This is a genomic window from Bacillus sp. LUNF1, from assembly GCF_011008975.1.
Lineage (GTDB): Bacteria > Bacillota > Bacilli > Bacillales > Bacillaceae > Bacillus > Bacillus velezensis.
This window is the reverse complement of the sequence record NZ_CP048876.1, coordinates 3846759-3870519: the sequence shown is the minus strand read 5'-3', so window position 1 is coordinate 3870519 and position 23761 is coordinate 3846759. Positions and strand designations below refer to the sequence as shown.

The following is a 23761-nucleotide window of genomic DNA, read 5'->3' as shown; positions in this document are numbered from 1 at the left end:
TGCAGTATGCCGTTTTTTGTTTTGATTGGAAAGCGGGAATATTTGTTAGAATTCAGGCTATAATGATTGTATAATTTAAAAAAGTGTATAATTTTAAATCAAGCGAGGTGATAATATGAAGTATGAGAAGTTATCTAAGCTTTTTTATAAAATGGATGCTGATTCATATGAGAAAGAATGTAAAAAGAGAACAAGCAGCTATGGCAGTTATTCAACATCACTAAACATACGGGGGTTCCGAAAAGGCCGACCCACGGACGATTCATTTGAGCTATTTTATGTGAATACACATAAACTCATGAAGCTGAATAATGAAGTGTTGTTAAACAGTTCCAAAATTTCATCCCTTATCAGTCAGCTCCCCGAATTTGCCGTCAAACCGTATTTTGATAAATTAATTATTAATGAAGCCCAGAGTAATAATGAAATTGAAGGAATCCGCAGTACAAAAAAAGAATTGAAAGAGGCTCTTAAAGCGTTAGAACAATCCGAGCCCTCACATAAGCGGTTTGTTGGATTGATGAAAACATATCAATTTATAGACCGAATTCCGTCGTTTACAAGCATTCATGACTTTAGGGAATTATATGACGAGCTGGTCGCAGATGAAATCGGAGCAGAAGATGCGCCGGATGGTGAGCTATTCAGAAAAGGCTATGTTGAAGTGAACGATGGGAACATGACCACCCATATCGGCGTTAATTCTGAACAGAAGATAACAGAAGCGCTTGAGGCTTTAATTGCTTATCTTCATGATGAAACACATCCCCAGCTGTATCGTTACATGACAGCTCATTACTACTACGAATACATTCATCCTTTTTATGACGGCAATGGAAGAACAGGACGCCTTATCGTTGGGAGTTATTTGTCCCGATACTTAGAAAAATATTCAGCCATCACTTTTTCTTACGCAGTTAATAAGAACAAAGATAAGTATTACAAGGCATTAGAGGAAATTCCCGCACCTTTAAACCGGGGAGAGCTGACTTTTTATTTAATGGATATGCTGGAATTGCTTCTGTCAGGACAAAAAGGGATTATTGAGGATCTTGAATTTAATTTAATGAAACTGAAACGAATTAGGAACTATATTGATAGCGATCAATGGGCTGATTATAAGGATGAACGTGATATTTTTAATATCATTATCACGATTAATGTATTTGTAAATGATCAGGTTACGCTGTCGGTGCAAGATTTAATGGAGCTCTCAAATAAATCGAGACATAAAATTAACAGAGTAATGGATTATTTAGAACAGCAAGGATTTGTTGAGCTGGTAAGCAGAAGGCCAAAATCTTATAAAATCAGCGAGGATTGTTTAGAGGAAATACTGCCTTCTTAATTAGTATATTTAAAAAGCCGCCATTCATATGGCGGCTTTTTTACATTAATTCCGGATCAAATAATCAAATGCGCCTAAAGCGGCAGTTGCACCTGATCCCATGGAGATAATGATTTGGTTGTACGGGCCGTCTGTGCAGTCCCCTGCGGCAAATAGGCCGGGAACGCTTGTCGCGCCGCTCTTATCGACGATGATTTCGCCGATGCGGTTGCGTTCGACAGTTTCGTCTAACCATTCTGTATTAGGCACGAGACCGATTTGGACGAATACACCTTGAAGTTCAACGTGTTTTTCTTCGCCTGTTTCACGGTCAACGAACGTAATGCCGTTTACGTTTTGGTCGCCTGTGATTTCTTTCGTTTGTGCATTTTTGTGCACAGTGACGTTTGGCAGGCTGTAGAGACGTTTTTGCAGGACTTCGTCTGCTTTCAGTTCAGGCGCGAATTCCAGCACAGTCACGTGATTGACGATACCTGCAAGGTCAATCGCCGCTTCGATTCCGGAGTTTCCGCCGCCGATAACCGCTACGTCTTTGCCTTCAAACAATGGTCCGTCACAGTGCGGGCAGTAAGCGACACCTTTGTTTTTGAACTCTTGCTCACCAGGTACGTTGACATTGCGCCAGCGGGCACCTGTTGAAAGGATCACTGTTTTACTTTTCAGTACAGCGCCGTTTTCAAGTTCAAGTTCGAAGAGGTCTTTTTTCTCAAGGCGTTTCGCACGCTGAAGGTTCATGACGTCAATATCATAATCTTTCACGTGCTCTTCAAGGCTTGCAGCGAGCTTCGGTCCTTCAGTCGCTTTGACGCTGATGAAGTTTTCGATGCTCATGGTGTCGAGTACCTGGCCGCCGAAGCGTTCAGCGACGACACCGGTGCGGATGCCTTTACGCGCCGTGTAGATCGCCGCGCTTGCGCCGGCAGGTCCGCCGCCGACAACAAGAACGTCAAACGGCTCTTTGTCGGCAAACTCAGACGCATCTGCGCCGCTGCCCATTTTTGCGAGAATCTCTTCGATGGTCATACGGCCGCTTCCGAAAGATTCACCGTTTAAGAAAACAGTCGGAACAGCCATAATGTTTTTGCTTTCTACTTCTTCTTTGAATGCCGCGCCGTCAATCATTGTATGTGTGATATTCGGGTTGAGCACGCTCATCATGTTTAATGCTTGGACGACATCAGGGCAGTTGTGGCACGTCAGGCTGATATAAGACTCAAAGCGGTATTCTCCGCTGATGTTCTTAATCTGGTCAATGACCTTTTGATCAGCCTTAGGCGCTCTGCCGCTGACTTGAAGCAATGCCAGCACTAATGATGTAAATTCGTGGCCGAGAGGAACACCGGCGAATGTAACGCCTGTGTCTTCTCCGGTACGATTAACGCTGAAGCTCGGTGTTCTGTTTAATTCAGTTTTTTCAACTGAAATTTTAGATGACATGGAAGCCAGCTCGTCAACGAGAGCCAGCATGTCCTTAGAAGTGTCATCGTCACCGGCGCTTACTTTGAGAACAATGTCGTTCTCAATTAGCTGCATGTATTGATTTAATTGTGCTTTGATATTTGCATCAAGTACCAATGGAATGCACTCCTTAGATTTTACCTACCAAATCAAGGCTAGGTGTAAGTGTTTCGCCGCCTTCTTCCCATTTAGCCGGGCAGACTTCACCTGGGTTTTGACGAACGTATTGAGCTGCTTTTACTTTGTTTACAAGGTTGCTTGCGTCACGGCCGATACCGCCTGCATTGATTTCAACTGTTTGGATGACGCCATCAGGATCGATGATGAATGTTCCGCGGTCAGCAAGACCAGTTTCTTCGTCAAGAACGTCGAAGTTGCGGGAGATCGTTTGAGATGGGTCACCGATCATTGCGTAAGTGATTTTGCCGATTTTTTCAGAGCTGTCATGCCAGCCTTTGTGTACGAAGTGAGTATCTGTAGAAACAGAGTATACTTCAACACCTAATTCTTTCAGTGCAGCGTATTGTCCTTGAAGATCTTCAAGTTCAGTCGGGCAAACGAAAGAGAAATCCGCTGGGTAGAAGCAGAAAACGCTCCATTGACCTTTCAAATCTTCGTTAGTTACATCGATGAATTCACCGTTTTTGAAAGCTTTTGCTTCGAATGGCAGTACTTCTTTTCCGATTAAAGACATAATATCTTCCTCCTGAAATGTGATTTGAAATATATTAAAAAGACAAAGCATTCACTTTATCTTTCAATAATAATTCTAATTATATATAGATTATTAAATAACATTTATTTTTTGTCAAGCTATATGGGGTATTATTTTCTGCTTTTTTTGCTTTAGACGTTCAAAAACACCTGGTATAAGCGGTTTGGCGCTGTTTGTCCTGTTTAGCGCCGGGCGAAAGGGGGATTCTCAATTGGTGCATTGAAACAGTAGGAATCAACCCTTCTATATGGCAGTATAAACCAAAGGGGGTATGATCATGCAAATAAATAACATTACTTTGTACAGTTGTGCGTTGGAGGAGACGAAACACTTCTATGAACGGGTGTTAGGTTTTCCTTTAATTGATGAGTCCGGTGATTCGTTTACAATCAAGGCGGGAGAAAGTGAGTTGGAATTCAGGCGCGCCGATTCTCACTCTCATCCGACGTATCATTTCGCGTTTAACATTCCGAATAATCGTTTTGATGAGGCGAAGGCGTGGATAAAGGATAAAGTCGTTTTTCAAACGGAAGATGGGGAGGATGAGGTGTATTTCTCTCATATTCAGGCGCGTTCCTTTTATTTCAAAGATCCGTCCAACAATCTGGCGGAATTCATCGCGAGAGAAACATCGCCGCCAAGCGCGGAACGTTTTTCGATTGAGTCCGTTCTGAATATCGGTGAGGTGAATCTGACGGCTGCCGGGGTCGTATCAACCGGGAGGGAGCTGCAGCGTTTCGGCATTCCGGTGAGAAAGCATGCGCCCCTTAGGGAAGACGGGTTTCATTTTATGGGTGATTACAATGATGGGGCGTTTTTGCTTTTAGGGGCGAGCGGCCGCCGCTGGATTTTTTCTGATCAGCATGCGGAGTTCCATCCGCTGTCTGTCATTGTGAACGGGACGGTCCGCATTGAGGCTGACGGAAAGGGCGGCATTGACATCAGGCGGGCACAGCCGTCATAAAAAAGCCCGGGCTCAAAAGGCCCGGACTTGAGGTCATTATTTATAGACAACACGGGTGCTGCACATGATGTCGTGCAGCGTTTTTTTCTCTCCGAAGGCGCCCATGATGAATCCGATATAAAGAATGAGCTTAGATATGATATATGCGAAAGCGCGTCCGAAGGCCTGGCCGATGGATATCCGTCCGCCATCCTCATTGACGACCTTAAGGCCGAGCAATGCTTTTCCCAGAGTCCCCTGCATCTTTGAGGCCGTGAGCAGGCTGAAATATAAGATACTGATCACAAAAGAGCTCACAAGAATCGGGATGACGCCGAACACCAGAAAAGAGATGTTAAACTGATTTTCGGTCATGAAGGGGTCAGCCGCCGCAACGCCTGCCGCAAATAAAAAAGAGACCATAAATTGAATGATAAAAATCGGAATTCCTATGATGATTTGATCAATGACGTAAGCCAGAAACCGAATCCAAAATCCTGCCGGTCTTTCCATGTATCTTTTTCTCTCCCTTGCTTTAATCTGGAATATTATACGTAATCATTCCGGATTTTGCAATGGAGCTTAAGCTTCTGCGAGCAGCCTCTTTCTCCATGCCAAGCGTCCCATGATCAGTCCGAAAGCCAGAAGGGCAAACATGATGCCGCACCACATCAGCTGATGGACTCCCAAATGTGAAATAAACCAGCCGCCCGCCGCCGTTCCGATGGTGATGCCGAGGTTGGAAAAGGAGACAAACAGGCTGTTGCCGAATTCGGGGGCCTCCTTTGCTTCCGCAGTAAGCCATGTCTGGCTGACAATGAGCCCGCCGGAATGAACGGCGCCCCATACGAAGACGAGGACGGCCATCGGCGCGAAAGACGTCCCAAACCCGTATATGAGCAAGTAGGCGGCTGTATAAAGAAGCGGAAACAGGATGACGGTCTTTTTCATATTTTTATATAACAAAGCACCGAAGACGAAATTCCCGGCTATCATAATCACTCCGAAGCCCATCAGCATGAAGCTGACCCATGTACCATTCATATGGGACACCCGTCCGAGGTACTCCGCAAAATAGCTGTAGACAGAAAACATGGCCGCAAAGAGACAGGTGACGGCAGCGATATTGAGCCACAAAGCCGGTTTGCGAAGGATGCCGAGCTGGCTTCTGAAAGACATTTTTTCTGTGACCGGCATGGATGGCAAAAAGAGAAGAATGCCCGTGAACGCGATGAGACTGATGATAGCGCCGAATAAGAAGGCGGCTTCAAGGGAGAGACGATCCGCCAGATAAGACGTGAAAGGCACGCCGAACGCAAAGCCGGCGGTGATGCCTGAAAAGACTTTCGTTACTGCTTTTCCGGATTGGCCGGCGGGGACAAGCCGGGCCGCGGCCGCAAGCGCTACAGAAAAGAACACCGGGTGGCATAAAGCCGGAATGATCCGAAACGCCAGCATGACACTGAAATGCGCCGTATACGCGTAGACCGCATTTGAAACGGCAAACATCAGCACCGCCAAAAGCAGAATGTATTTCCGGTTTATGCCTGAAGCAAGCAAGGTCAAAAACGGTCCCGACACAGCAACGATGAACGCGAAAATACTGACAAGCCACCCCGCTTTTGAAGCAGAAATATGAAATCTGTCCGCCACTTGCGGAAGAACGCCGATAATGCCCATTTCGGTCGTGATAATTCCGAAAACCCCTAATGCCAAAAACAGAATGAAGATGGAACTGCTTTTTTTCATTGTTATGTATGCCTCCTTTTATAACTACATATATAGATAAATAGATATGTTATAACAAAAAAAGCCCTCCTTTCATGGTTATAGCTGGTGCTGAACATAGTCAGCAAAGGCTTTAATTTGTTTTTCATTCCTTCTGTAATAGGTCCATTTTCCGATTCGTTCGGATTCCAGCAGGCCGGCTTTTTGCATGGTCAGCAGGTAGCTGGAGATGACGGACTGCGCAAGCCCCGACTTTGCCTGAATATCACCGACGCAAATTCCGGTGCGGAAACTGAGTCCCTGATCAAGATAAGGTCTTTCATCAAAATGGTCCTCCGGGTGTTTAAGCCACGTCATAATATCACTTCGTGTTTTGTTAGATAACGCTTTATGAATCAATATCGGTTCCATAACGTTTATTATATCTATTTTTCTGGATTTGTAAATTCGTTTTTGGGAAAACATTCTCAAATTAAGTAAATATCGTGCTAAAATATAACATATTATCAGATTACCGGTAAAAAAGCCGGGTTATTGTCAGGAGGATATTCACATGAATCAAAAGAAAAAAGGTGCGGTTGCGGTGACCTTGCTTTCCGCTCTGCTGTTTTGTTTATTGCCGGTCCTCGTCTCGCTTTCTCCGCTTGCGGAAACGGGGCCGAACGCGAATCGTTTTAATTCCGCGGGCATGTGGGCCGCCGTCGGCCAGATCCTTGTGATATATGCGGTCCCGCTCATTTTGTATATTCTCGGTATTCGTGTCATGAAAATCATCATGGCCGTTTTTTGCGGAATCGGGCTTATCATTTGCGCGGCTGTCTTGTTGGTGACGTTATTGACCGCAATTTCCTTAGGGCAGGAGCTGTCTCTTTATTACGGCCTTTTCGTTTGGTCAGGCGCGGCTTTTATCGTCAATGTGGTGTGGTATATTGCCGCGTTTCGATCATCCCCGAAGCATCAGCAGGCTATGTGACATTTGTTCTATAAATCTACCGAAAATACAAATATTTCATAGGTTAATTATGGTATGATCAAAGTGGTATAGCAGCTTTTAATAGAAACGGGAGGAACTGACATTGAAAAAAAAGACAGCTTCATTGCGAGTGAAAACATTGGCGGCCGGCGCTGCGGTTGCTGCGGCTTTATCTGTGGGAGCGGTTACTGATCTGCCGGGGGCAAAATGGCTGCATCCGGCGGCTGCTCAAGCCGCGGAAACGGTATTTAAACAAAATCATGCGGCATCCGGTTTCTTGGCGGGACGGTATGACGCGCAGGCGATGTCTCCGACGATGTTCAACTGGTCAAGAGAAAGCCGGTTTACAAGCACTGCCGATGGCGCATTAAAATGGGAAAAGAATGTTCCGGCCAATCCTCAAAACGGTGCGGGAGCCGCGGTTGATGGGGACGGCACCGTATTTATTCAATCAAAAGACGGGAAGCTCACGGCGTATCATCCGAACGGTACTGTGAAATGGGTGACGGAAAACCTTGGGACGACCTATACGCTGACTCCGGTGCTCGGAACAAACGGTGTCATTTATCTTCCTTCTCACGATAAAAAACTATATTTCATCGACAAAGAAACCGGAAACATTTTAACATCGGTTCCGCTGAGCGGAGCGCCGAGTTCCGATGCGGCTATCGGCTCTGACGGCACGCTGTATGTGTCGACGCTGGATAACTATATCTATGCGATTAAACCGACGTCGGCTTCGACATGGACGCAAAAGTGGAAGTTTAAAACAAACGGCGTGGTCGGCTCCGCTCCCGTGTTAGCATCAAACGGCACTCTGTATACGGCAACGTACAATAATATCTTTTACGCGATCAATTCCGGAACGGGCCAAGTGAAATGGTCAAAAACGACGTCCAACGGGTTTAAAGGTTATCCGGTTATTGATAGAGACGGCACCGTTTACGCCGGAAACCAGGACGGCAACTTATACGCCTATACATCAACGGGTGCTGTAAAGTGGACGTTCCCGTTAAACGGTTTCTCCAGCTCTTCATTAGCGATCGACCATAACGGCAATGTGTATATCGGTTCCGGAAGCGGCGAGCTGTTTTCCATCAGCAAAACCGGCAATATGAACTGGTCTTTCTATACGGACGGGCCTGTGAGAACGGCGCCGCTGATTGATGCGGACGGCAATGTGTACTTCGGTTCTGACGATAAAAATGTCTATGCGGTTGACGCTGACGGCAATGAAAAATGGCGCTATCAAACAGACAGCAATGTCATTTCCTCCCCGGTTCTGGCTGAAGACGGCACGCTCTATGTCGGCACTTATACGAAACTGCTCGCATTCGGAGCAAAAAAATAATAAAAAAGAATCCGCGTCGTCTGCGCGGATTCTTTTTTTATTTAGAGGCTTGAATAAATACGCCTTTTTCATGAGAGAATTCTTTAAAGCCGTACACACCGTGATATGAACCGATCCCGCTCGTATTGACACCGCCGAACGGAAGGTTGACGTCAGTGAAATGAACGACGACATCATTGACAGAAGCATTGCCGGACGTCGTATGCTGCAGCACATAATCGATCAGCTCCTGATTATGGCTGAATACATACAAGGCAAGCGGCTTGTCCCGTTCAGTGATGTAATCAACGGCTTCACTGATATCTTCGTAATTCATAATCGGCAGAATCGGTGCGAAGATTTCTTCCTGCATGATCTTCATATCAGGCGTGACGTTTGTCAGCACGGTCGGAGAAATCGTGCGGTCATGCGCATCGAATACGCCGCCGAACGCCGTTTTCGCCCCTTTTTCAATGGCATCATCATACAGGGCTTTGACACGGTTAAAGTTGCGGTCGTTGACAATCTGCGTGAATTTATTGCGGTCAACCGTATGATCATCCTCCATAAAACCTGCATTGACAATGGTTTGCAAGAGATCTGTAAAGATGCTCTGCACTTCTTTCTTCATAAGGAGATAGTCAGGTGCGATACATGTTTGCCCCGCATTGACAAATTTGCCGACGGCGATTTTTTTCGCCGCGTCCATCAAATCATAGCCGCTGTCGATGATCGTCGGGCTTTTTCCGCCAAGCTCAAGCGTGACGGACGACAAGTGCTTCGCCGCTGCCGTCATGACGATTTTACCGACATTCGTGCTTCCGGTGAAGAAAATGTGGTCAAACGGATGGTCGAGCAGTTCTGTGGCGACATCGACCTCACCTTCAAAAATGGCGACTTCTTCTTCGTGAAATGCCTCGCGAATAACTGTCGCGGCGATATGGCTCGTCTCCATCGTAAAATCAGACAGCTTCACAATCGCGCTGTTGCCGGCCGCAATGGCAGCCGCAAGCGGAGCCATCGTCAGCATAAACGGATAATTCCATGGGCCGAGAATTAAGGTGACGCCTTTTGGCTCATACATTAATACGCCGTCAGCGTCGGGGCTGACGGATGAGCCGACGCGTTTCGGCGCCATCCAGGTGTCGAGATTGTTCATATTATCTTTAATCGCCTTGATCGTTCCCTGCGTTTCCGCTCTTTTCACCTCATGATAAGGCTTGCGGACGTCCCGTCTGATCGCCTCGATGATTTCTTCTTCATGTGCGGTGACGGCATCTAAAAAGCGCTGAAGCTTTTCTCTGCGCTGCCCGGCTGTTGAAGCACGCAGCGTTTTTTGATTTTTTTTCTGAAGCTCAAAGACGCGTTTGATGTCTGCTTTTATATGCTGATCCATCGGTCTTCCTCCTCTGGTTGCTTTTTTGTTTCTTCAGGGCCTATTATAATGTGATGTGTTTTTGCGGCAAAGACAGCGTAAACACATCTATACGTTACCGTACAAATTGCGGTGATCTGTCTAATGAAAGGAGTGTCTCTTATGCCGGATTCTGTGACAACTGACATCAAACAAGCGCTTTTGGCCATGCTTGGAGAGCGGGATATCCGCCGTGTGACCATGAAGGACATCGCCGAACGGTCGCACGTGAGCCGGGGGACACTGTACCTTTATTACGAGGATAAATATGCGATTTTAGAGGATATAGAAGAAGAAATGAAAGACGGACTGAGCGAAGCGCTTTATGATTCACTGAAGAATAAAGATGTTCTTCATTTACATGGCGGATGGCAAAAAGTGCATCCGACCCTGTCTTTTGTTGACCGGCATCGGGAGTTTTTTCAAACGATGATGGACCGTCATAAAATGCCGTATTTTCACTTTCATGCTTTTTTAAAAGATGTGTTCCGGCATGATGTGCTGCTGTCACCGGTCAATGCGGATTTCTCACCGACTGAACAGGATATGTACATTCATTACCGCGCGTTATACACATATGCCATTGTGTTGTACTGGCTGAATGAGGAGCCCGGGGCATCCCCGGAAGCGATCAGCGGACAGGTGTGGGATTTGATTTCTCAAAAACGGTTTTACTGGCTGTTCGGCCGCCGGGTACCGGAACAAGAAGAAAAAAAGCCCGCCGACCGCCGGGTGACCCGAACGAGGCAGGCCTTGCAAGAAGCCATGATCGGCTTAATGGCGGAAAAAAAAGAGTACGCGGCGATTACGATTTCCGATATTGCCCGTCAAAGCAACCTCCGCCGTGCCACTTTTTATGACCATTACGCCAACAAAGAAGCATTGCTGAAAACGATCATCCATCAATCATGCCGGGATCTGATCGGATTATTGACCGTAAAAGGAGAGCCTGCCGACTGTTCCATGGAAGAAGCGGAAGCCGCGCTCGTCCGTCTCTTTTCCGCACTGTCGGACGGCATGCCGCTCGTCCATTTTCTGAGAGAGGGTTCCGGAGTGCCTGACGTCATCCCGGAAATGTTCAGAGCGCTGCAATCGTTTTATCTTCATCAGCCCCTGCACATTCAGGCGGGGAAAAAGCTCTATGCATATTATGTCGCGTCCATGCTCGTCGGTCTGATTCAATATCGTCTTCATGAAGGAAAAGACCACGCGCCGGACATGCTGGCCCGGGAGTTTCTGCAGTTTTTGGATGTGAAGAAGTATCGGGTGATTTTGCTGTGAGGATGATGAAAAAGAACTCAGCCGAAAACAGGCGGGTTCTTTTTTGCTGTTTTCTTTGAGAAGTGCCGATATGAAGTGTCCGGCTTTATCCCTTATAAAAAAGAAACCTTATGACGCCTGATCAGCATTCTGCCGCCAAACATGACAAATGTCATATTCGGGGCATGATGGCTGCTACTACAAAAGCGTCTGGCGCCCCGTTATACTTGGGATCATAATGAAAAAGAAGGGACATGACATTTATGATCAATCATGCCGCAACTCAAAAACAAGCGTCTTTAAAAAAGCAGGTTGCCGCATTTTCCGGCGCCGATACAAAGCATAGTGTCATTCAGCTTTTCAACACGTTTGTGCCGTTCTTTGCCCTTTGGTTTCTTGCTTACCTCAGCCTTGATGTCTCCTATCTTCTGACCCTCGCCTTTACTGTTATAGCAGCGGGATTTTTGACAAGAATCTTTATTATTTTCCACGACTGCTGCCATCAATCCTTTTTCAAACAAAAGAAGCTGAACCGGCTGTTCGGGTTTATTTCAGGTGTGCTGACACTGTTTCCGTTCCTTCAATGGCAACGCAGCCACTCCATTCATCATGCGACAAGCAGCAACTTAGATAAACGGGGCACCGGCGATATTTGGATGATGACTGTCAAGGAATACAACGAAGCCTCAGCTTGGACAAAAATACGCTACAGAATTTATCGCAATCCGTTTATTATGTTTATTCTCGGACCGATTTACGTATTTCTGATTCAAAACCGTTTTAATGTAAAAGGCGCCCGCCGCAAGGAGCGCTGGAACACCTATTTCACGAACGCGGCGATTGTCTTATTGGCTGCTGCGACGTGCCTGCTTGTCGGCTGGGAAAACTTTTTGCTTGTTCAGGGTCCGATTTTCCTTATTTCGGGGTCAATCGGCGTCTGGCTCTTTTATGTTCAGCACACGTTTGAGGATTCTTATTTTGAAGCAGATGAGCATTGGGATTATGTGCAGGCCGCGGTAGAAGGAAGCTCCTTTTACAAGCTTCCGAAGCTTTTGCAATGGCTGACGGGCAATATCGGCTACCATCATGTCCACCACTTAAGCCCGAAAGTGCCGAACTACAAGCTGGAAGCCGCTCATGAGGGGCACGAGCCTTTAAAAAACGTACCGACCATTACGCTTAAAACAAGTCTTGAATCCATGAAATTCCGTTTGTGGGATGAGGACGAAAAGCAATTTGTCACCTTTCGGGAGGCGCGGAAAAAACCGGCGCCCCATCCGGTGCCGAAAGAACCTTTAAAGAAAAATGCCTGATATGGCGCGCGGCTCTTTCTCTTATCAGAAAGAGCCTTCTCTTCATGCGTGAGGATGCAATGAAGGCGGTGTTTTGATAAAGTGATGGTAGACACAAGCAGCAGAAGGTGGAACAAAGATGAAGAAGTATTTTAAATTTCAAAAACTGAACGGGATTTCTCCTTATATATGGATGATTTTTTTCATCTTGCCTTTTTATTTTATTTTTAAAAGCTCTTCTACCTTTGTCATCGTGGCCGGCATCATTTTCACACTTGTTTTCTTTGGCGCATACCGCTTCGCATTTGTTGCAAAAGGCTGGCCGCTTTACTTATGGGCGCTTCTTCTGATCGGCATTTCGACCGGCTCAGCCATGCTGTTCAGCTATATTTATTTCGCCTTCTTTATCGCCTACTTCATCGGCCATATCCGAGACAAAGTTCCATTTTACATCTTATATTACATTCATATCATCAGTGCGGCGGTTGCCGTCAACTTCAGCCTTGTTCTGAAAAAAGAGTGGTTTTTGACACAGATTCCGTTTATCGTCATTACACTGATCAGTGCCATCCTGCTCCCGCTCAGCATTCGAAGCAGAAAGGCACGGGAGCGCCTTGAAGAGAAATTAGAATATGCAAATGAGCGAATCGCCGATCTTGTGAAGCTGGAAGAAAGGCAGCGCATCGCCCGGGATCTTCACGATACACTTGGACAAAAGCTCTCCTTAATCGGACTGAAAAGCGACCTCGCCCGAAAGCTGATTTACAAGGACCCTGAACAGGCCCGCACTGAGCTGAAAAGCGTGCAGCAGACGGCCCGCACCTCCTTAAATGAGGTCAGAAAAATCGTCTCATCGATGAAAGGCATCCGATTGAAGGATGAGCTCGGCAATGTTCGGCAAATTCTTGAAGCGGCAGGAATTGAATTTGTGTATGAAGAAAAAGAAGCGCCAAAACATATCTCTCTGCTGAACGAAAACATCGTCAGCATGTGCATAAAAGAAGCCGTCACCAATGTCGTGAAGCACAGCGGCGCCAAAGTATGCCATATCACCATTCAGCAGCTTTGGAAAGAGGTTGTCATTACGGTGGAAGATGACGGCAGCTTTCAATGCAAAGAAGACCGCTTTTTTTCAAAGGGGCACGGCCTGCTTGGAATGAGGGAACGTCTTGAATTCGCAAACGGCAGTTTAGCCGTCGATACAGCCGCCGGAACAAAGCTGACCATGAGAATCCCGAATGATTCAAAATCAAAAGAAAAGGATGGTAGCAGATGATCAACATCTTCATTGCCGAGGATCAGCAAATGCTGCTCGGCGCACTCGGTTCACTGTTGAATTTAGAAGAGGATATGACGGTTGTCGGCCAAGGCACAAGCGGCCAGGATGCCATCGATTTCGTGGGAAAACATGCGCCCGACATTTGTCTGATGGATATCGAAATGCCCGGGAAATCAGGCCTTGAAGCGGCAGAAGAACTCAAGGACAGCGGTGTGAAAATCATCATTTTGACGACCTTTGCCCGCTCCGGCTATTTTCAGCGGGCGCTAAAAGCAGGCGTCAGCGGGTACATGCTCAAGGACAGCCCGAGCGATGAGCTCGTCAGCGCCATCCGCAGCGTCATGAAAGGAAGACGCGTCTACGCACCTGAATTAATGGAGGACATCTATAGTGAAGAGAACCCGCTGACCGAACGGGAAAAAGAGGTGCTCGAGCTTGTGGCAGACGGAAAAAACACGAAAGAAATCGCAAACGCCCTCAGCATTAAAAGCGGCACAGTCCGCAATTACGTTTCGATGATCCTTGATAAATTAGAAGTGAAAAATCGAATTGAAGCCATTACCCGATCAAAGGAAAAGGGCTGGTTTAAGTAACCCGCCCTCAGCTTGTTCAGCCAGTGTTTTTGCACTGGCTTGTTTCTTTTTCACCGTCACTCCGTCTCTTCCTTCCACTTCTTATCAATCAGCATTTTCCCCGGCCAAGTGTATGCCATGATGCCGCCGTCTGCGGTGATGTCTTCTCCCGTGACGTAAGAGCTGTCGTCTGAAGCGAGGAAGAGCGCGACGGCTGCCATTTCTTCCGGTTTTCCGAGCCGGCCGAGCGGCGTGATCCATTTGTTGGCTTCACGGAACGCTTCGCCCATTTCGTCTTCTGTCGTGCCTGCCAATTTATCAATGAGCGGCGTTTCAATCGTCCCCGGCGATAAGGAATTGACGCGGATTCCGCTTCTGGCGTAATCAATGGCCATCGCTCTCGTCAGGTTCGTGATTCCGCCTTTTGCGGCGTTATAGCCGGAGCGGTCAAGGTCTGCGGCCCGGCCGGACATGGAGGAGGTGTTGATGATGGAGCCTCCTTTTTCGAGCATGAGCGGAATCAGGTATTTGCTGCACAGAAATGTGCCGCGCAGATCGACGGCGATGATCCGGTCAAACAGGTCGACCGGGTATTCATGGACTTTTCCGCCCTCTTGGTCAACACCGGCATTGTTAAACAGAATATCAATTGCTCCGTACTTTTGCTGAATGCTGTCCGCAAAAGACTTTACGTTTTCTTCGTCTGATACATCAAGGTGAAAGGCTTCTGCTTCTCCGCCGTTTTTTCTGATGGCGCTGACGGTTTCGTTCAGTTCGCTTTCATTGATGTCACCGCAGATCACGCGGGCGCCTTCATCGGCGAAAACCCGTGCCGTCGCTTGTCCGATGCCTGTCGCGGCCCCTGTGATGATTGCGGTTTTGTCTGTTAATCTTCCCATATTGCGATTCCTCCTTTTTTATATCTGTTCCCGCTGAATAGGGGGATAAACATATGGAGGTCTATTTCTAAATACCTATTAAATATGTTAATATTATGTATATATATCATTGGGAGGTTTACATATTTTGAAGATACAGCATAAGAAGGAGATAGCGTTTTATTGTTATGCCATTGTTCCTATGGGATTTGTGATTTACACCGTTATCTCTATTCTATTTCAGGACATCACATTTCCTCTCACTGTAAGAAATGTTCTGCATGAGTCTTTGCGAAACTTGGGATCTCTTATCTTATTTAGTTTGTTTTTCTACCCGTCATACATATGGATGAAGAAGGAATTCGGCCGCCGGAAAGAAGCAGAGAAGAGAGGATGATCAACATTCTCTCTTTTTTATTAATAAAATGGGTGAAATGAATCCATTAACATGTTAAATTTACAATATATGCATCTGCTAATGCTAGTTGACAATTGTCACTGTATATGATAAATAGATGCTGAAAAGATTTTACATAACATCAAAGCATAATTAAAGGAGAGATCTGAAGTGCGGAAAAAAAAGTTTAAAGCAGAATCCAAGCGATTGCTGGACATGATGATTAACTCCATTTACACGCAGAAGGAAATTTTTCTCCGCGAGTTAATTTCCAACGCGAGCGATGCGATTGACAAAATCTATTACAAGGCGTTAACCGATGATTCATTAACGTTTGATCAAGACAATTACTACATAAAAGTGACGGCGGACAAAGAAGCGAGAACGCTCACCGTCACAGACACCGGTATCGGGATGACAAAAGACGAGCTTGAACAGCATCTCGGCACGATTGCGAAAAGCGGTTCACTCGCTTTCAAGCAAGAAAATGACTCGAAAGACGGCCATGACATTATCGGCCAGTTCGGCGTCGGATTTTATGCGGCGTTTATGGTGGCTGATAAAGTCACGGTGAAAAGTAAAGCGCTCGGCAGTGACGAGGCGTATGTGTGGGAGTCGGAAGGGGCTGCCGGCTACACGATCGCGCCGTGTGACAAGGAAACCGTCGGTACGGAAATCACCTTGAAAATAAAAGAAAACACAGAAGATGAAAGCTATGATGAGTTTTTAGAAAACTACCGCATCAAAGCGATCGTGAAAAAGTACTCTGATTTTATCCGCTACCCGATCAAAATGGAAGAGACGGTCAACAAGCCGAAAGAGGGCAGCGAGAACGAATTTGAAGAAGTTCAGGAAGAACAGACGGTCAACAGCATGGTGCCGATCTGGAGAAAAAACAAAAGCGAGCTGACGGATGAGGATTACGAGGCTTTTTACGCCGAGAAGCATTACGGTTTTGATAAACCGCTGACCCATGTGCATATCAGCGTCGATGGAGCGGTGCGCTACAATTCGATTTTGTTTATTCCGGAAAACATGCCGTTTGACTATTATACGAAGGAATTCGAAAAAGGATTGGAGCTGTATTCCAACGGCGTGCTGATCATGAACAAATGCGCCGACCTGCTGCCGGATCATTTCAGCTTTGTAAAAGGCATGGTGGATTCTGAGGATCTGTCGCTGAACATTTCCAGAGAGATGCTGCAGCACGACCGCCAGCTGAAGCTGATTGCGAAAAACATCAATAAAAAAATCAAAGCCGAGCTGAAGAGCCTGCTGAAGAACAAAAGGGAAAAATACGAATCTTTCTATGAATCTTTCGGCAGACAGCTGAAATTCGGTGTCTATAATGATTTCGGCGCGAATAAAGACGTATTAAAAGATCTGCTTCTCTTCTATTCATCTAAGGAGAAAAAGCTCGTCACTCTGGACGAATATGTGTCCAGAATGCCTGAGGATCAAAAATATATCTATTACGCGTCCGGCGATTCATATGAGCGGATTGAAAAGCTGCCGCAAACTGAAATGGTGGCGGACAAAGGCTACGAGATTTTATATTTCACGGAAGATATTGATGAATTCGCGATCAAAATGCTGACAAGCTATGAGGAAAAAGAGTTCAAATCCGTATCCAGCGCCGACTTAGGCATCGACAGTGACGAAGATGAAAAGCAGACTGAAGCCGAAGAGAACGAATATAAAGACCTGTTCGAAAGCATGAAAGAGATTCTTGCGGATAAAGTAAAGAACGTCAGAGCATCGAAACGTTTAAAATCCCATCCGGTCTGCTTTGCGACAGACGGCGAAGTGACGATCGAAATGGAAAAAGTGTTGAACGCCATGCCTGACAGCCAGCAGGTCAAAGCGGAAAAAGTGCTGGAAATCAACCCGAATCACGAAGTGTTTGAGACGTTAAAGAACGCTCACGGACAAGATCGGGAAAAGATTGCATTATACACAAACCTTCTCTACAATCAGGCGCTTCTGATTGAAGGGCTGCCGATCCATGATCCGGTCGAGTTTACGAATGACATCTGCAAAGTCATGGTATGACGCTAAAAAGGAATCGCCCGGCGGGGGCGATTCCTTTTTTTATTACAGTGTGCGCTGTTTAAGAATTTGATTTTGTTTGCTGCGCTTCTTTAAGGAGAACCGTTTTTTCAAGTGCGTTTCGATTTCTTCTAAACTTCTGCCCTTCGTTTCAGGAACGATGTAAGCGGCGAAGAAGAAGGATGAGAGGCAAATGACTGAGAATATTCCGAATACCCAGCCGATGCCCATGGCGCTCAGCATAAGCGGGAATACCAGTGAAACGATCAGGTTGGTTGCCGACAGAATCAATGTCGTAAATCCTGTTGCGGCTCCGCGTGCGTTTGACGGGAACAGCTCCGGCATCAGGACCCACACAACGGGACCCCATGTCGCCTGATAGAAAACGATATAGATGCCGAGAAACAGCACGGTCAGCCATGCCGTTGAAGCTGACAGGCCGGCCAGAAGGAGAATGGCTGATAGTGACGCCAGGCTCAAGGTAATGCCGACACTTCCCCACATCAGCAGTTTTTTCCGGCCGATCCGGTCAATTAAGATCATGGCGGTGATACACATGATGACGTTTAAGACACCGATGCCCATCGTGCCGAGAACGGACGCCGAAGTGCCGAGTCCGGCCTTTGTAAAGATGGTCGGCGCATAGTAAATCACCGTGTTGATACCGACCGCCTGCTGGAAGATGGCGAGGCCGATCCCGATCAGCAGCATAGGGCGGATCCATTTGGCTTTCAGCAAGCCGAGTGTAGATTCTTTTTTCTCGGCTTCACCTTGTTTCATTTCCGCCAATTCAACGGCGATATCCTCTTTGTCGTGAGTCATTTCCATGACTTGTCTGGCTTCCTTCTCACGGCCGCGTTTGACGAGCCATCTCGGAGATTCCGGCATAAACGCGATTCCGATTAATAAAAGCGCCGCCGGTACTGCGGCGAGACCGACCATCCAGCGCCAAGCTTCAAACGGGGTGAATATGTAATTCACAATATATGCGAGTAAAATTCCGGTTACAATCATTAAGTTATTCAATGTGCCGAGCGTTCCGCGTATTTTTGTCGGCGCCATCTCAGATAGATAAACGGGAACCAGCGCCGTTGAGCCGCCGACGGCTAACCCGAGAATGACACGGGAGATAATCAGCATGGTGACGGTTTGCGAAGCCGCACACGCAAGCGCGCCGATAATAAAAATGAGTGAAAGGACGAAAACCACTTTTCTCCGGCCCCATCGGTCAGAGCATGTCCCGCTTAAGGCGGACCCGAAAATCGCACCGAGCAGCAGCATGCTGACGACCAATCCTTCGGTCAGCGTGTTTAAAGGAATATCATTGTTAATAAATAACAAAGCCCCTGAAATCACACCGGTGTCATAGCCGTAAAGCAGCCCGCCTAATGCTCCGAAAAAGTAAATCAGGTATTTTTTGGTGTTTTTCTTCACAGATGATCCTCCTCATCTTTTGGAACGCATAATAGTTTATTTAGATAACTATTTCATTCCCCGAAGAGAAAAATATAAACATAAAAAACACGCCCCTTTTAAAAGGCGTGTTTTTTTTTCTTTCTTAGGAAAACAGCTTGTCGATAAACGCGATTTCTTCAGCAGATAGCGTAATGGAGGCTGCTTTCATGTTGTCTTTTAATTGATCCGCACGTTTGGCGCCCGGAATCAGGATATCGATTTCAGGTCTCGCCAAGTACCAGGCAAGCACGATATGCGCCGTATCGGCATTGTGCTTTTCGGCAATTGGTTTGAGCTGGTTGACTTTTTTGATGTTTTCTTTAAACTGCTCCCCTTGGAAATGCGCCTGGTCATTGCGCAGGTCGCCTTCAGGGAAGGTTGTGTTCTCGTCGTATTTGCCGGCCAGCAGTCCGGATACGAGCGGGAAGTACGGAATGAATGAGATGCCGTGTTCTGTCGTATAAGGGAAGAAAGTCTTTTCCGCCTCACGGTTCAGCAGGTTGTATTCTCCTTGAATCACGTCGACTAAGCCGTCTTTATTGGCTTCTTTCAGCTGCTCCAATGAGAAATTGGATACGCCGATGGAACGGATTTTTCCTTCTTTTTTCAGCTCATTCAATGCTTGAACGGCTTCGTCCTTCGGCGTGTGCTCATCCGGGAAATGGATGTAGAATAAATCAATGTAATCAGTCTGCAGGCGTTTCAGGCTGTCTTCGACCGATTGTTTCAAAAAGGCCGGTGAGTTGTCGAAAACAAAGTCATCGCCTTCTTTTCTGTGAGCGGCTTTTGTGGCGATGAAGACATCCTCGCGGTTAAAGTCTTTCAGCACCTCGCCGATTAATTCTTCAGAACGGCCCACACCGTAAATATAGGCGGTATCTAACATGGTAACGCCGCTTTTAATCGCTTCCCGGACCAATTCTTTTCCTGTTTCTTCATTCAGATTCGGATAGAGATTGTGTCCGCCGACCGCATTTGTTCCCAAACCGATCGGAAATACCTGTAGGTCAGTTTTGCCGATTGTTACTTTGCTCATGTTTTCGCCCCCTGAAAAAATTGGATATCATAGCGACTGCCGGAAAAATACGGCAGCGTTCTCTATTAACTATAACGCTATGCCAAGTGAATGTCGATTTGATGCTCTTGGCAATACTTCGTATATTCCTCATCGAGCTGCTGAGAAGTGACGATGCTGTGAAGCCGGTCGAAAGGCGCGTATGTCAAAAGCGTGGATTTGCCGAATTTGGAATGATCCGCGAGCAGATACACTTCGTTCGCCTTTTCGGAAATTCTCTTTTTCACCTCGTATTCCAGTAAGTCGGAATTCGTCAGGCCGTGGGTGATCGTTGTCCCGGTAGCGGACATGAACGCCTTGTTAATGTTGTATTTATTGAGTGTGCTCGGATCATCAATGCCGACAAACGACCTTGTCTTCCGTTTGTAGTTATTGCCGATGATGATCAGGTCGATATTTTTCATGGATGAAGCCGCGTTAATAATATCAAGGCTGTTCGTCAAAACCGTTACATTCTTATCGGGATCAAGCGTCTCCAGCATCGATTTGGTCGTCGTGCCGGAATCAATAAACACAAGATCATGATCCTCGATAAATCGTGACGCATAGCGGGCGATTTTGATTTTTTCATCCTGATGTTGAATGGTGCGGTTTTCAAAAGGGACGAGCACAGATTTTTCGGCTGACGTCACGCCGCCGTATACCTTTTTGATAACCCCTTTTTCCGCAAGCTTATTAATATCGCGTCTGACCGTGTTTTTAGAGACGTTGAATACCTCGCACAGCTCATCCAGCGAAGTGGCTCCGTGTTTGAGAATGTATTCTTCCATCTCCTGAATCCGCATCAGTTTCATAAAAAAACTCCTTCTAGAATTCTTAAAGTAATTAAAATATATAATAAACACCAGAAGTTAATCAATAGTTACTTAACAAATGATAAAAAAGAGGGTTCACACCGTACGATTCGACACGGTTCTCCAAGTTCCTGTTTTCCCGTTCAAAAAAAGCATGATAAAAATAATGAAAAAATTTTGATTTTTTAGATTGACTTGAAGGTTTGTTGGGCTTACAATGTAACCAAGAAATGACCAAAATATAACCTATAAAATCAAAAGTGAAAGATGTAACCGTTTGCTTTTTTCCGTCACATGATCAACTTTTACATGGAAAGATTGGGAGTCACCATCATTTTAGCATTTGTAAGCGTTTAATTCATGTCTTTTATATGTAAAAGATGAATATATTCATCCGTTATTACCCAGTTGAACAGGATGCTTACTATTTAAGGAGGCAATGAGAATGGCAGAGATCAGAAAACTGAAAAACTACATCAATGGTGAATGGGTTGAAAGTAAGACAGATCAATATGAAGACGTTGTCAATCCGGCTACAAAAGAAGTGATGTGCCAGGTTCCGATTTCTACGCGGGAGGATGTGGAATACGCCGTCCGCTCAGCGTCAGAGGCGTTTCAAACATGGTCAAAGACGGCAGTGCCGCGCCGTGCGAGAATTCTATTTAACTATCAGCAGCTTCTCCAGCAGAACAAAGAAGAGCTTGCCCGTCTGATCACTTTGGAAAACGGTAAAAACACGACGGAAGCACTCGGTGAAGTGGGACGCGGAATTGAAAACGTCGAATTCGCAGCGGGAGCGCCGTCACTCATGATGGGCGATTCACTCGCCTCCATCGCGACGGATGTAGAGGCGGCGAACTACCGCTATCCGATCGGGGTGGTCGGCGGTATCGCACCGTTCAACTTCCCGATGATGGTCCCGTGCTGGATGTTCCCGATGGCGATTTCATTAGGAAACACTTTCATTCTGAAGCCGTCTGAGCGCACGCCGCTGTTAACGGAAAAACTGGCAGAGCTGTTTGAACAGGCCGGTCTGCCGAAGGGCGTCTTCAATGTCGTGCACGGCGCGCATGACGTCGTAAACGGCGTTCTTGAACATCCGGAGATTAAAGCCATCTCATTCGTCGGTTCAAAACCTGTCGGCGAGTATGTTTTCAAAAAAGGCAGCGAACATTTGAAACGCGTGCAGGCGTTAACGGGCGCGAAAAACCATACGATCGTGTTAAATGACGCCCACCTTGAAGATACGGTGACAAACATTATCGGCGCGGCATTCGGTTCGGCAGGAGAGCGCTGCATGGCATGCGCGGTTGTGACGGTTGAAGAGGGAATCGCCGATGAGTTTATGGCGAAATTACAGGAAAAGGTCGCAGACATCAAGATCGGAAACGGACTGGATGACGGCGTGTTCTTAGGCCCGGTCATCCGCGAGGACAACAAAAAACGGACGCACAGCTATATTGAAAAAGGCATCGAAGAAGGAGCGAGACTTCTTTGTGACGGGCGTGAAAACGCAACGGAAGACGGCTATTTCGTCGGACCGACAATTTTTGACAACGTGACGACGGATATGACGATCTGGAAAGATGAAATCTTTGCGCCCGTTCTGTCGGTCATCCGCGTGAAAAACTTAAAAGAAGCGGTGGACATCGCCAACCAGTCTGAATTTGCGAACGGCGCGTGTCTGTTCACTTCAAATGCGAACGCGATCCGCTACTTCCGTGAAAATATTGATGCGGGAATGCTCGGCATCAACCTTGGCGTCCCGGCGCCGATGGCATTCTTCCCGTTCTCTGGCTGGAAGTCTTCTTTCTTCGGCACATTGCACGCAAACGGAAAAGACAGCGTCGACTTCTATACACGTAAAAAAGTCGTGACGGCACGATACCCGTCTCCTGACTTCAATTGATCTGACAGCCGGCCCGGACGGCTTTGTGATTCCGTCCGGGTTTTCTTTTACCATCAATTAAGGAGGAATAAACATGAGTCATTTGCTGCGCAAACCGCAGGCCGATGAGATTTCTCAAGGCGTGAACATCATACATGACGTCACTTCAGCCAATTCAGACCTCAAATACGTCGGATTTAAAGTCGTTGACCTCACTCCCGGTTCCGCATATACAGAAGATTTGAAAAAGACGGAGTGCTGCATCGTTGCGGTAACGGGAAAAATCACCGTCACTGATTATGATCAGACATTTGAAAGCATCGGCACCCGTGAAAGCGTATTTGAAAGAAAACCGACGGACAGCGTTTATGTGTCCAATGACCGCTCTTTTGGAATCACAGCGGTCAGCGGGGCGAGGGTCGCGCTGTGCTATTCTCCGTCCGAACGCCAGCTTCCGACAAAGCTGATTAAAGCGGAAGACAACGGTGTGGAACATCGCGGCAAGCTGGCAAACAAACGAACCGTTCATAATATTCTCCCCGATTCAGATCCATCGGCAAACAGCCTTCTCGTTGTTGAAGTTTACACGGACAGCGGCAACTGGTCGAGCTACCCGCCTCATAAACATGACCAAGACAATCTGCCGGCTGAATCCTTTTTAGAAGAAACCTATTACCATGAAACGGACCCGCCGCAGGGGTTTGTCTTCCAGCGTGTGTACACGGACGACCGCTCGATTGACGAGACGATGACCGCAGAAAATGAAAACGTTGTCATCGTCCCGGCGGGCTATCACCCGGTTGGTGTTCCGGACGGGTATACCTCTTACTACCTGAATGTAATGGCGGGACCGACACGAAAATGGAAGTTTCATAATGATCCGGCCCATGAATGGATCCTGAAACGCTAACCA

General features: G+C 46.7%; 22 protein-coding genes. 12 read left to right on the top strand and 10 right to left on the bottom strand.

Features of this window, described 5'->3' with window-relative positions; all coding sequences use genetic code 11:
• Nucleotides 1-115: 115 nt before the first annotated feature.
• Nucleotides 116-1348: a Fic family protein gene (locus tag G4O42_RS19230; protein WP_032875482.1), complete on the top strand. Its 1233-nt coding sequence runs from the start codon at nt 116-118 to the stop codon at nt 1346-1348.
• Nucleotides 1349-1393: 45 nt separating this feature from the next.
• Here G4O42_RS19230 and ahpF read toward each other — a convergent pair whose 3' ends face one another.
• Nucleotides 1394-2923, bottom strand: coding sequence for an alkyl hydroperoxide reductase subunit F (gene ahpF, locus G4O42_RS19225; protein ID WP_007614902.1), 1530 nt, complete (start codon nt 2921-2923; stop codon nt 1394-1396).
• Nucleotides 2924-2936: 13 nt separating this feature from the next.
• On the bottom strand, nt 2937-3500 hold the full coding sequence (gene ahpC, locus G4O42_RS19220; protein ID WP_004393188.1) for an alkyl hydroperoxide reductase subunit C: 564 nt from the start codon (nt 3498-3500) through the stop codon (nt 2937-2939).
• Nucleotides 3501-3798: 298 nt separating this feature from the next.
• On the opposite strand from ahpC, the gene G4O42_RS19215 reads away from it, so the two are divergent.
• Entirely contained in the window at nt 3799-4485 is a 687-nt protein-coding gene (locus tag G4O42_RS19215) for a VOC family protein (protein WP_032875485.1), read from the top strand.
• 36 nt (nt 4486-4521) lie between these two features.
• Here G4O42_RS19215 and G4O42_RS19210 read toward each other — a convergent pair whose 3' ends face one another.
• From G4O42_RS19210 to G4O42_RS19200, 3 genes are all read right to left on the bottom strand, one after another.
• The gene (locus G4O42_RS19210) at nt 4522-4977 is read right to left on the bottom strand and encodes an RDD family protein (RefSeq protein ID WP_004393190.1); all 456 of its coding nucleotides are present in this window, start codon (nt 4975-4977) and stop codon (nt 4522-4524) included.
• Nucleotides 4978-5046: 69 nt separating this feature from the next.
• Nucleotides 5047-6213, bottom strand: coding sequence for an MFS transporter (locus G4O42_RS19205; protein ID WP_032875488.1), 1167 nt, complete (start codon nt 6211-6213; stop codon nt 5047-5049).
• Nucleotides 6214-6291: 78 nt separating this feature from the next.
• Nucleotides 6292-6603 (bottom strand): ArsR/SmtB family transcription factor, encoded by a 312-nt coding sequence (locus G4O42_RS19200; RefSeq protein WP_007407855.1) that lies wholly within the window; start codon nt 6601-6603, stop codon nt 6292-6294.
• Nucleotides 6604-6745: 142 nt separating this feature from the next.
• Between G4O42_RS19200 and G4O42_RS19195 the strand changes: the two genes are divergently transcribed.
• Both G4O42_RS19195 and G4O42_RS19190 read left to right on the top strand, forming a co-directional pair.
• Complete coding sequence (locus G4O42_RS19195; protein ID WP_007614895.1) at nt 6746-7165, top strand: DUF5391 family protein; 420 nt, start codon at nt 6746-6748, stop codon at nt 7163-7165.
• A 103-nt stretch (nt 7166-7268) separates the two neighbouring features.
• Complete coding sequence (locus G4O42_RS19190; protein WP_032875490.1) at nt 7269-8516, top strand: outer membrane protein assembly factor BamB family protein; 1248 nt, start codon at nt 7269-7271, stop codon at nt 8514-8516.
• Nucleotides 8517-8553: 37 nt separating this feature from the next.
• Here the strand turns inward: G4O42_RS19190 and G4O42_RS19185 are convergent, their stop codons facing one another.
• Nucleotides 8554-9891 carry an aldehyde dehydrogenase family protein gene (locus G4O42_RS19185; RefSeq protein ID WP_032875494.1) on the bottom strand — a complete coding sequence of 446 codons (1338 nt, stop codon included), beginning with the start codon at nt 9889-9891 and terminating at the stop codon, nt 8554-8556.
• Nucleotides 9892-10032: 141 nt separating this feature from the next.
• Here G4O42_RS19185 and G4O42_RS19180 point away from each other — a divergent pair, with 141 nt between their 5' ends.
• The 4 genes from G4O42_RS19180 to G4O42_RS19165 all read left to right on the top strand — a co-directional run bounded on the left by G4O42_RS19180 (nt 10033) and on the right by G4O42_RS19165 (nt 14333).
• The gene (locus G4O42_RS19180; protein WP_032875496.1) at nt 10033-11190 is read left to right on the top strand and encodes a TetR/AcrR family transcriptional regulator; all 1158 of its coding nucleotides are present in this window, start codon (nt 10033-10035) and stop codon (nt 11188-11190) included.
• A 242-nt stretch (nt 11191-11432) separates the two neighbouring features.
• Nucleotides 11433-12482, top strand: a complete 1050-nt coding sequence (gene desA / locus G4O42_RS19175; RefSeq protein ID WP_032875498.1) for a Delta(5) desaturase DesA — start codon at nt 11433-11435, stop codon at nt 12480-12482.
• A gap of 118 nt (nt 12483-12600) precedes the next feature.
• Nucleotides 12601-13737 (top strand): sensor histidine kinase, encoded by a 1137-nt coding sequence (locus tag G4O42_RS19170; RefSeq protein WP_032875502.1) that lies wholly within the window; start codon nt 12601-12603, stop codon nt 13735-13737.
• Nucleotides 13734-14333, top strand: a complete 600-nt coding sequence (locus G4O42_RS19165; RefSeq protein WP_032875505.1) for a response regulator transcription factor — start codon at nt 13734-13736, stop codon at nt 14331-14333. The genes G4O42_RS19170 and G4O42_RS19165 overlap by 4 nt, the downstream gene beginning before the upstream one ends.
• 56 nt (nt 14334-14389) lie before the next feature.
• Here G4O42_RS19165 and G4O42_RS19160 read toward each other — a convergent pair whose 3' ends face one another.
• Nucleotides 14390-15211, bottom strand: coding sequence for an SDR family oxidoreductase (locus G4O42_RS19160; RefSeq protein WP_032875507.1), 822 nt, complete (start codon nt 15209-15211; stop codon nt 14390-14392).
• A gap of 127 nt (nt 15212-15338) precedes the next feature.
• On the opposite strand from G4O42_RS19160, the gene G4O42_RS20050 reads away from it, so the two are divergent.
• Both G4O42_RS20050 and htpG read left to right on the top strand, forming a co-directional pair.
• Entirely contained in the window at nt 15339-15587 is a 249-nt protein-coding gene (locus G4O42_RS20050; RefSeq protein ID WP_032875510.1) for a hypothetical protein, read from the top strand.
• A gap of 171 nt (nt 15588-15758) precedes the next feature.
• A complete protein-coding gene (gene htpG / locus G4O42_RS19150) occupies nt 15759-17639 on the top strand; it encodes a molecular chaperone HtpG (protein ID WP_032875513.1) in 1881 nt (626 codons plus the stop codon).
• A gap of 42 nt (nt 17640-17681) precedes the next feature.
• Here the strand turns inward: htpG and G4O42_RS19145 are convergent, their stop codons facing one another.
• The 3 genes from G4O42_RS19145 to G4O42_RS19135 form a co-directional block, all read right to left on the bottom strand.
• The gene (locus G4O42_RS19145) at nt 17682-19070 is read right to left on the bottom strand and encodes a sugar porter family MFS transporter (protein WP_032869301.1); all 1389 of its coding nucleotides are present in this window, start codon (nt 19068-19070) and stop codon (nt 17682-17684) included.
• A 124-nt stretch (nt 19071-19194) separates the two neighbouring features.
• Complete coding sequence (locus G4O42_RS19140; RefSeq protein WP_032875516.1) at nt 19195-20127, bottom strand: aldo/keto reductase; 933 nt, start codon at nt 20125-20127, stop codon at nt 19195-19197.
• A gap of 77 nt (nt 20128-20204) precedes the next feature.
• Nucleotides 20205-20960, bottom strand: a complete 756-nt coding sequence (locus G4O42_RS19135; RefSeq protein WP_007614879.1) for a DeoR/GlpR family DNA-binding transcription regulator — start codon at nt 20958-20960, stop codon at nt 20205-20207.
• Nucleotides 20961-21405: 445 nt separating this feature from the next.
• Between G4O42_RS19135 and iolA the strand changes: the two genes are divergently transcribed.
• Together iolA and iolB are read left to right on the top strand one after the other, a co-directional pair.
• Complete coding sequence (gene iolA / locus G4O42_RS19130) at nt 21406-22869, top strand: methylmalonate-semialdehyde dehydrogenase (RefSeq protein ID WP_032875519.1); 1464 nt, start codon at nt 21406-21408, stop codon at nt 22867-22869.
• Nucleotides 22870-22942: 73 nt separating this feature from the next.
• Nucleotides 22943-23758: a 5-deoxy-glucuronate isomerase gene (iolB, locus tag G4O42_RS19125; protein WP_032875521.1), complete on the top strand. Its 816-nt coding sequence runs from the start codon at nt 22943-22945 to the stop codon at nt 23756-23758.
• The last annotated feature ends 3 nt before the right edge of the window (nt 23759-23761 follow it).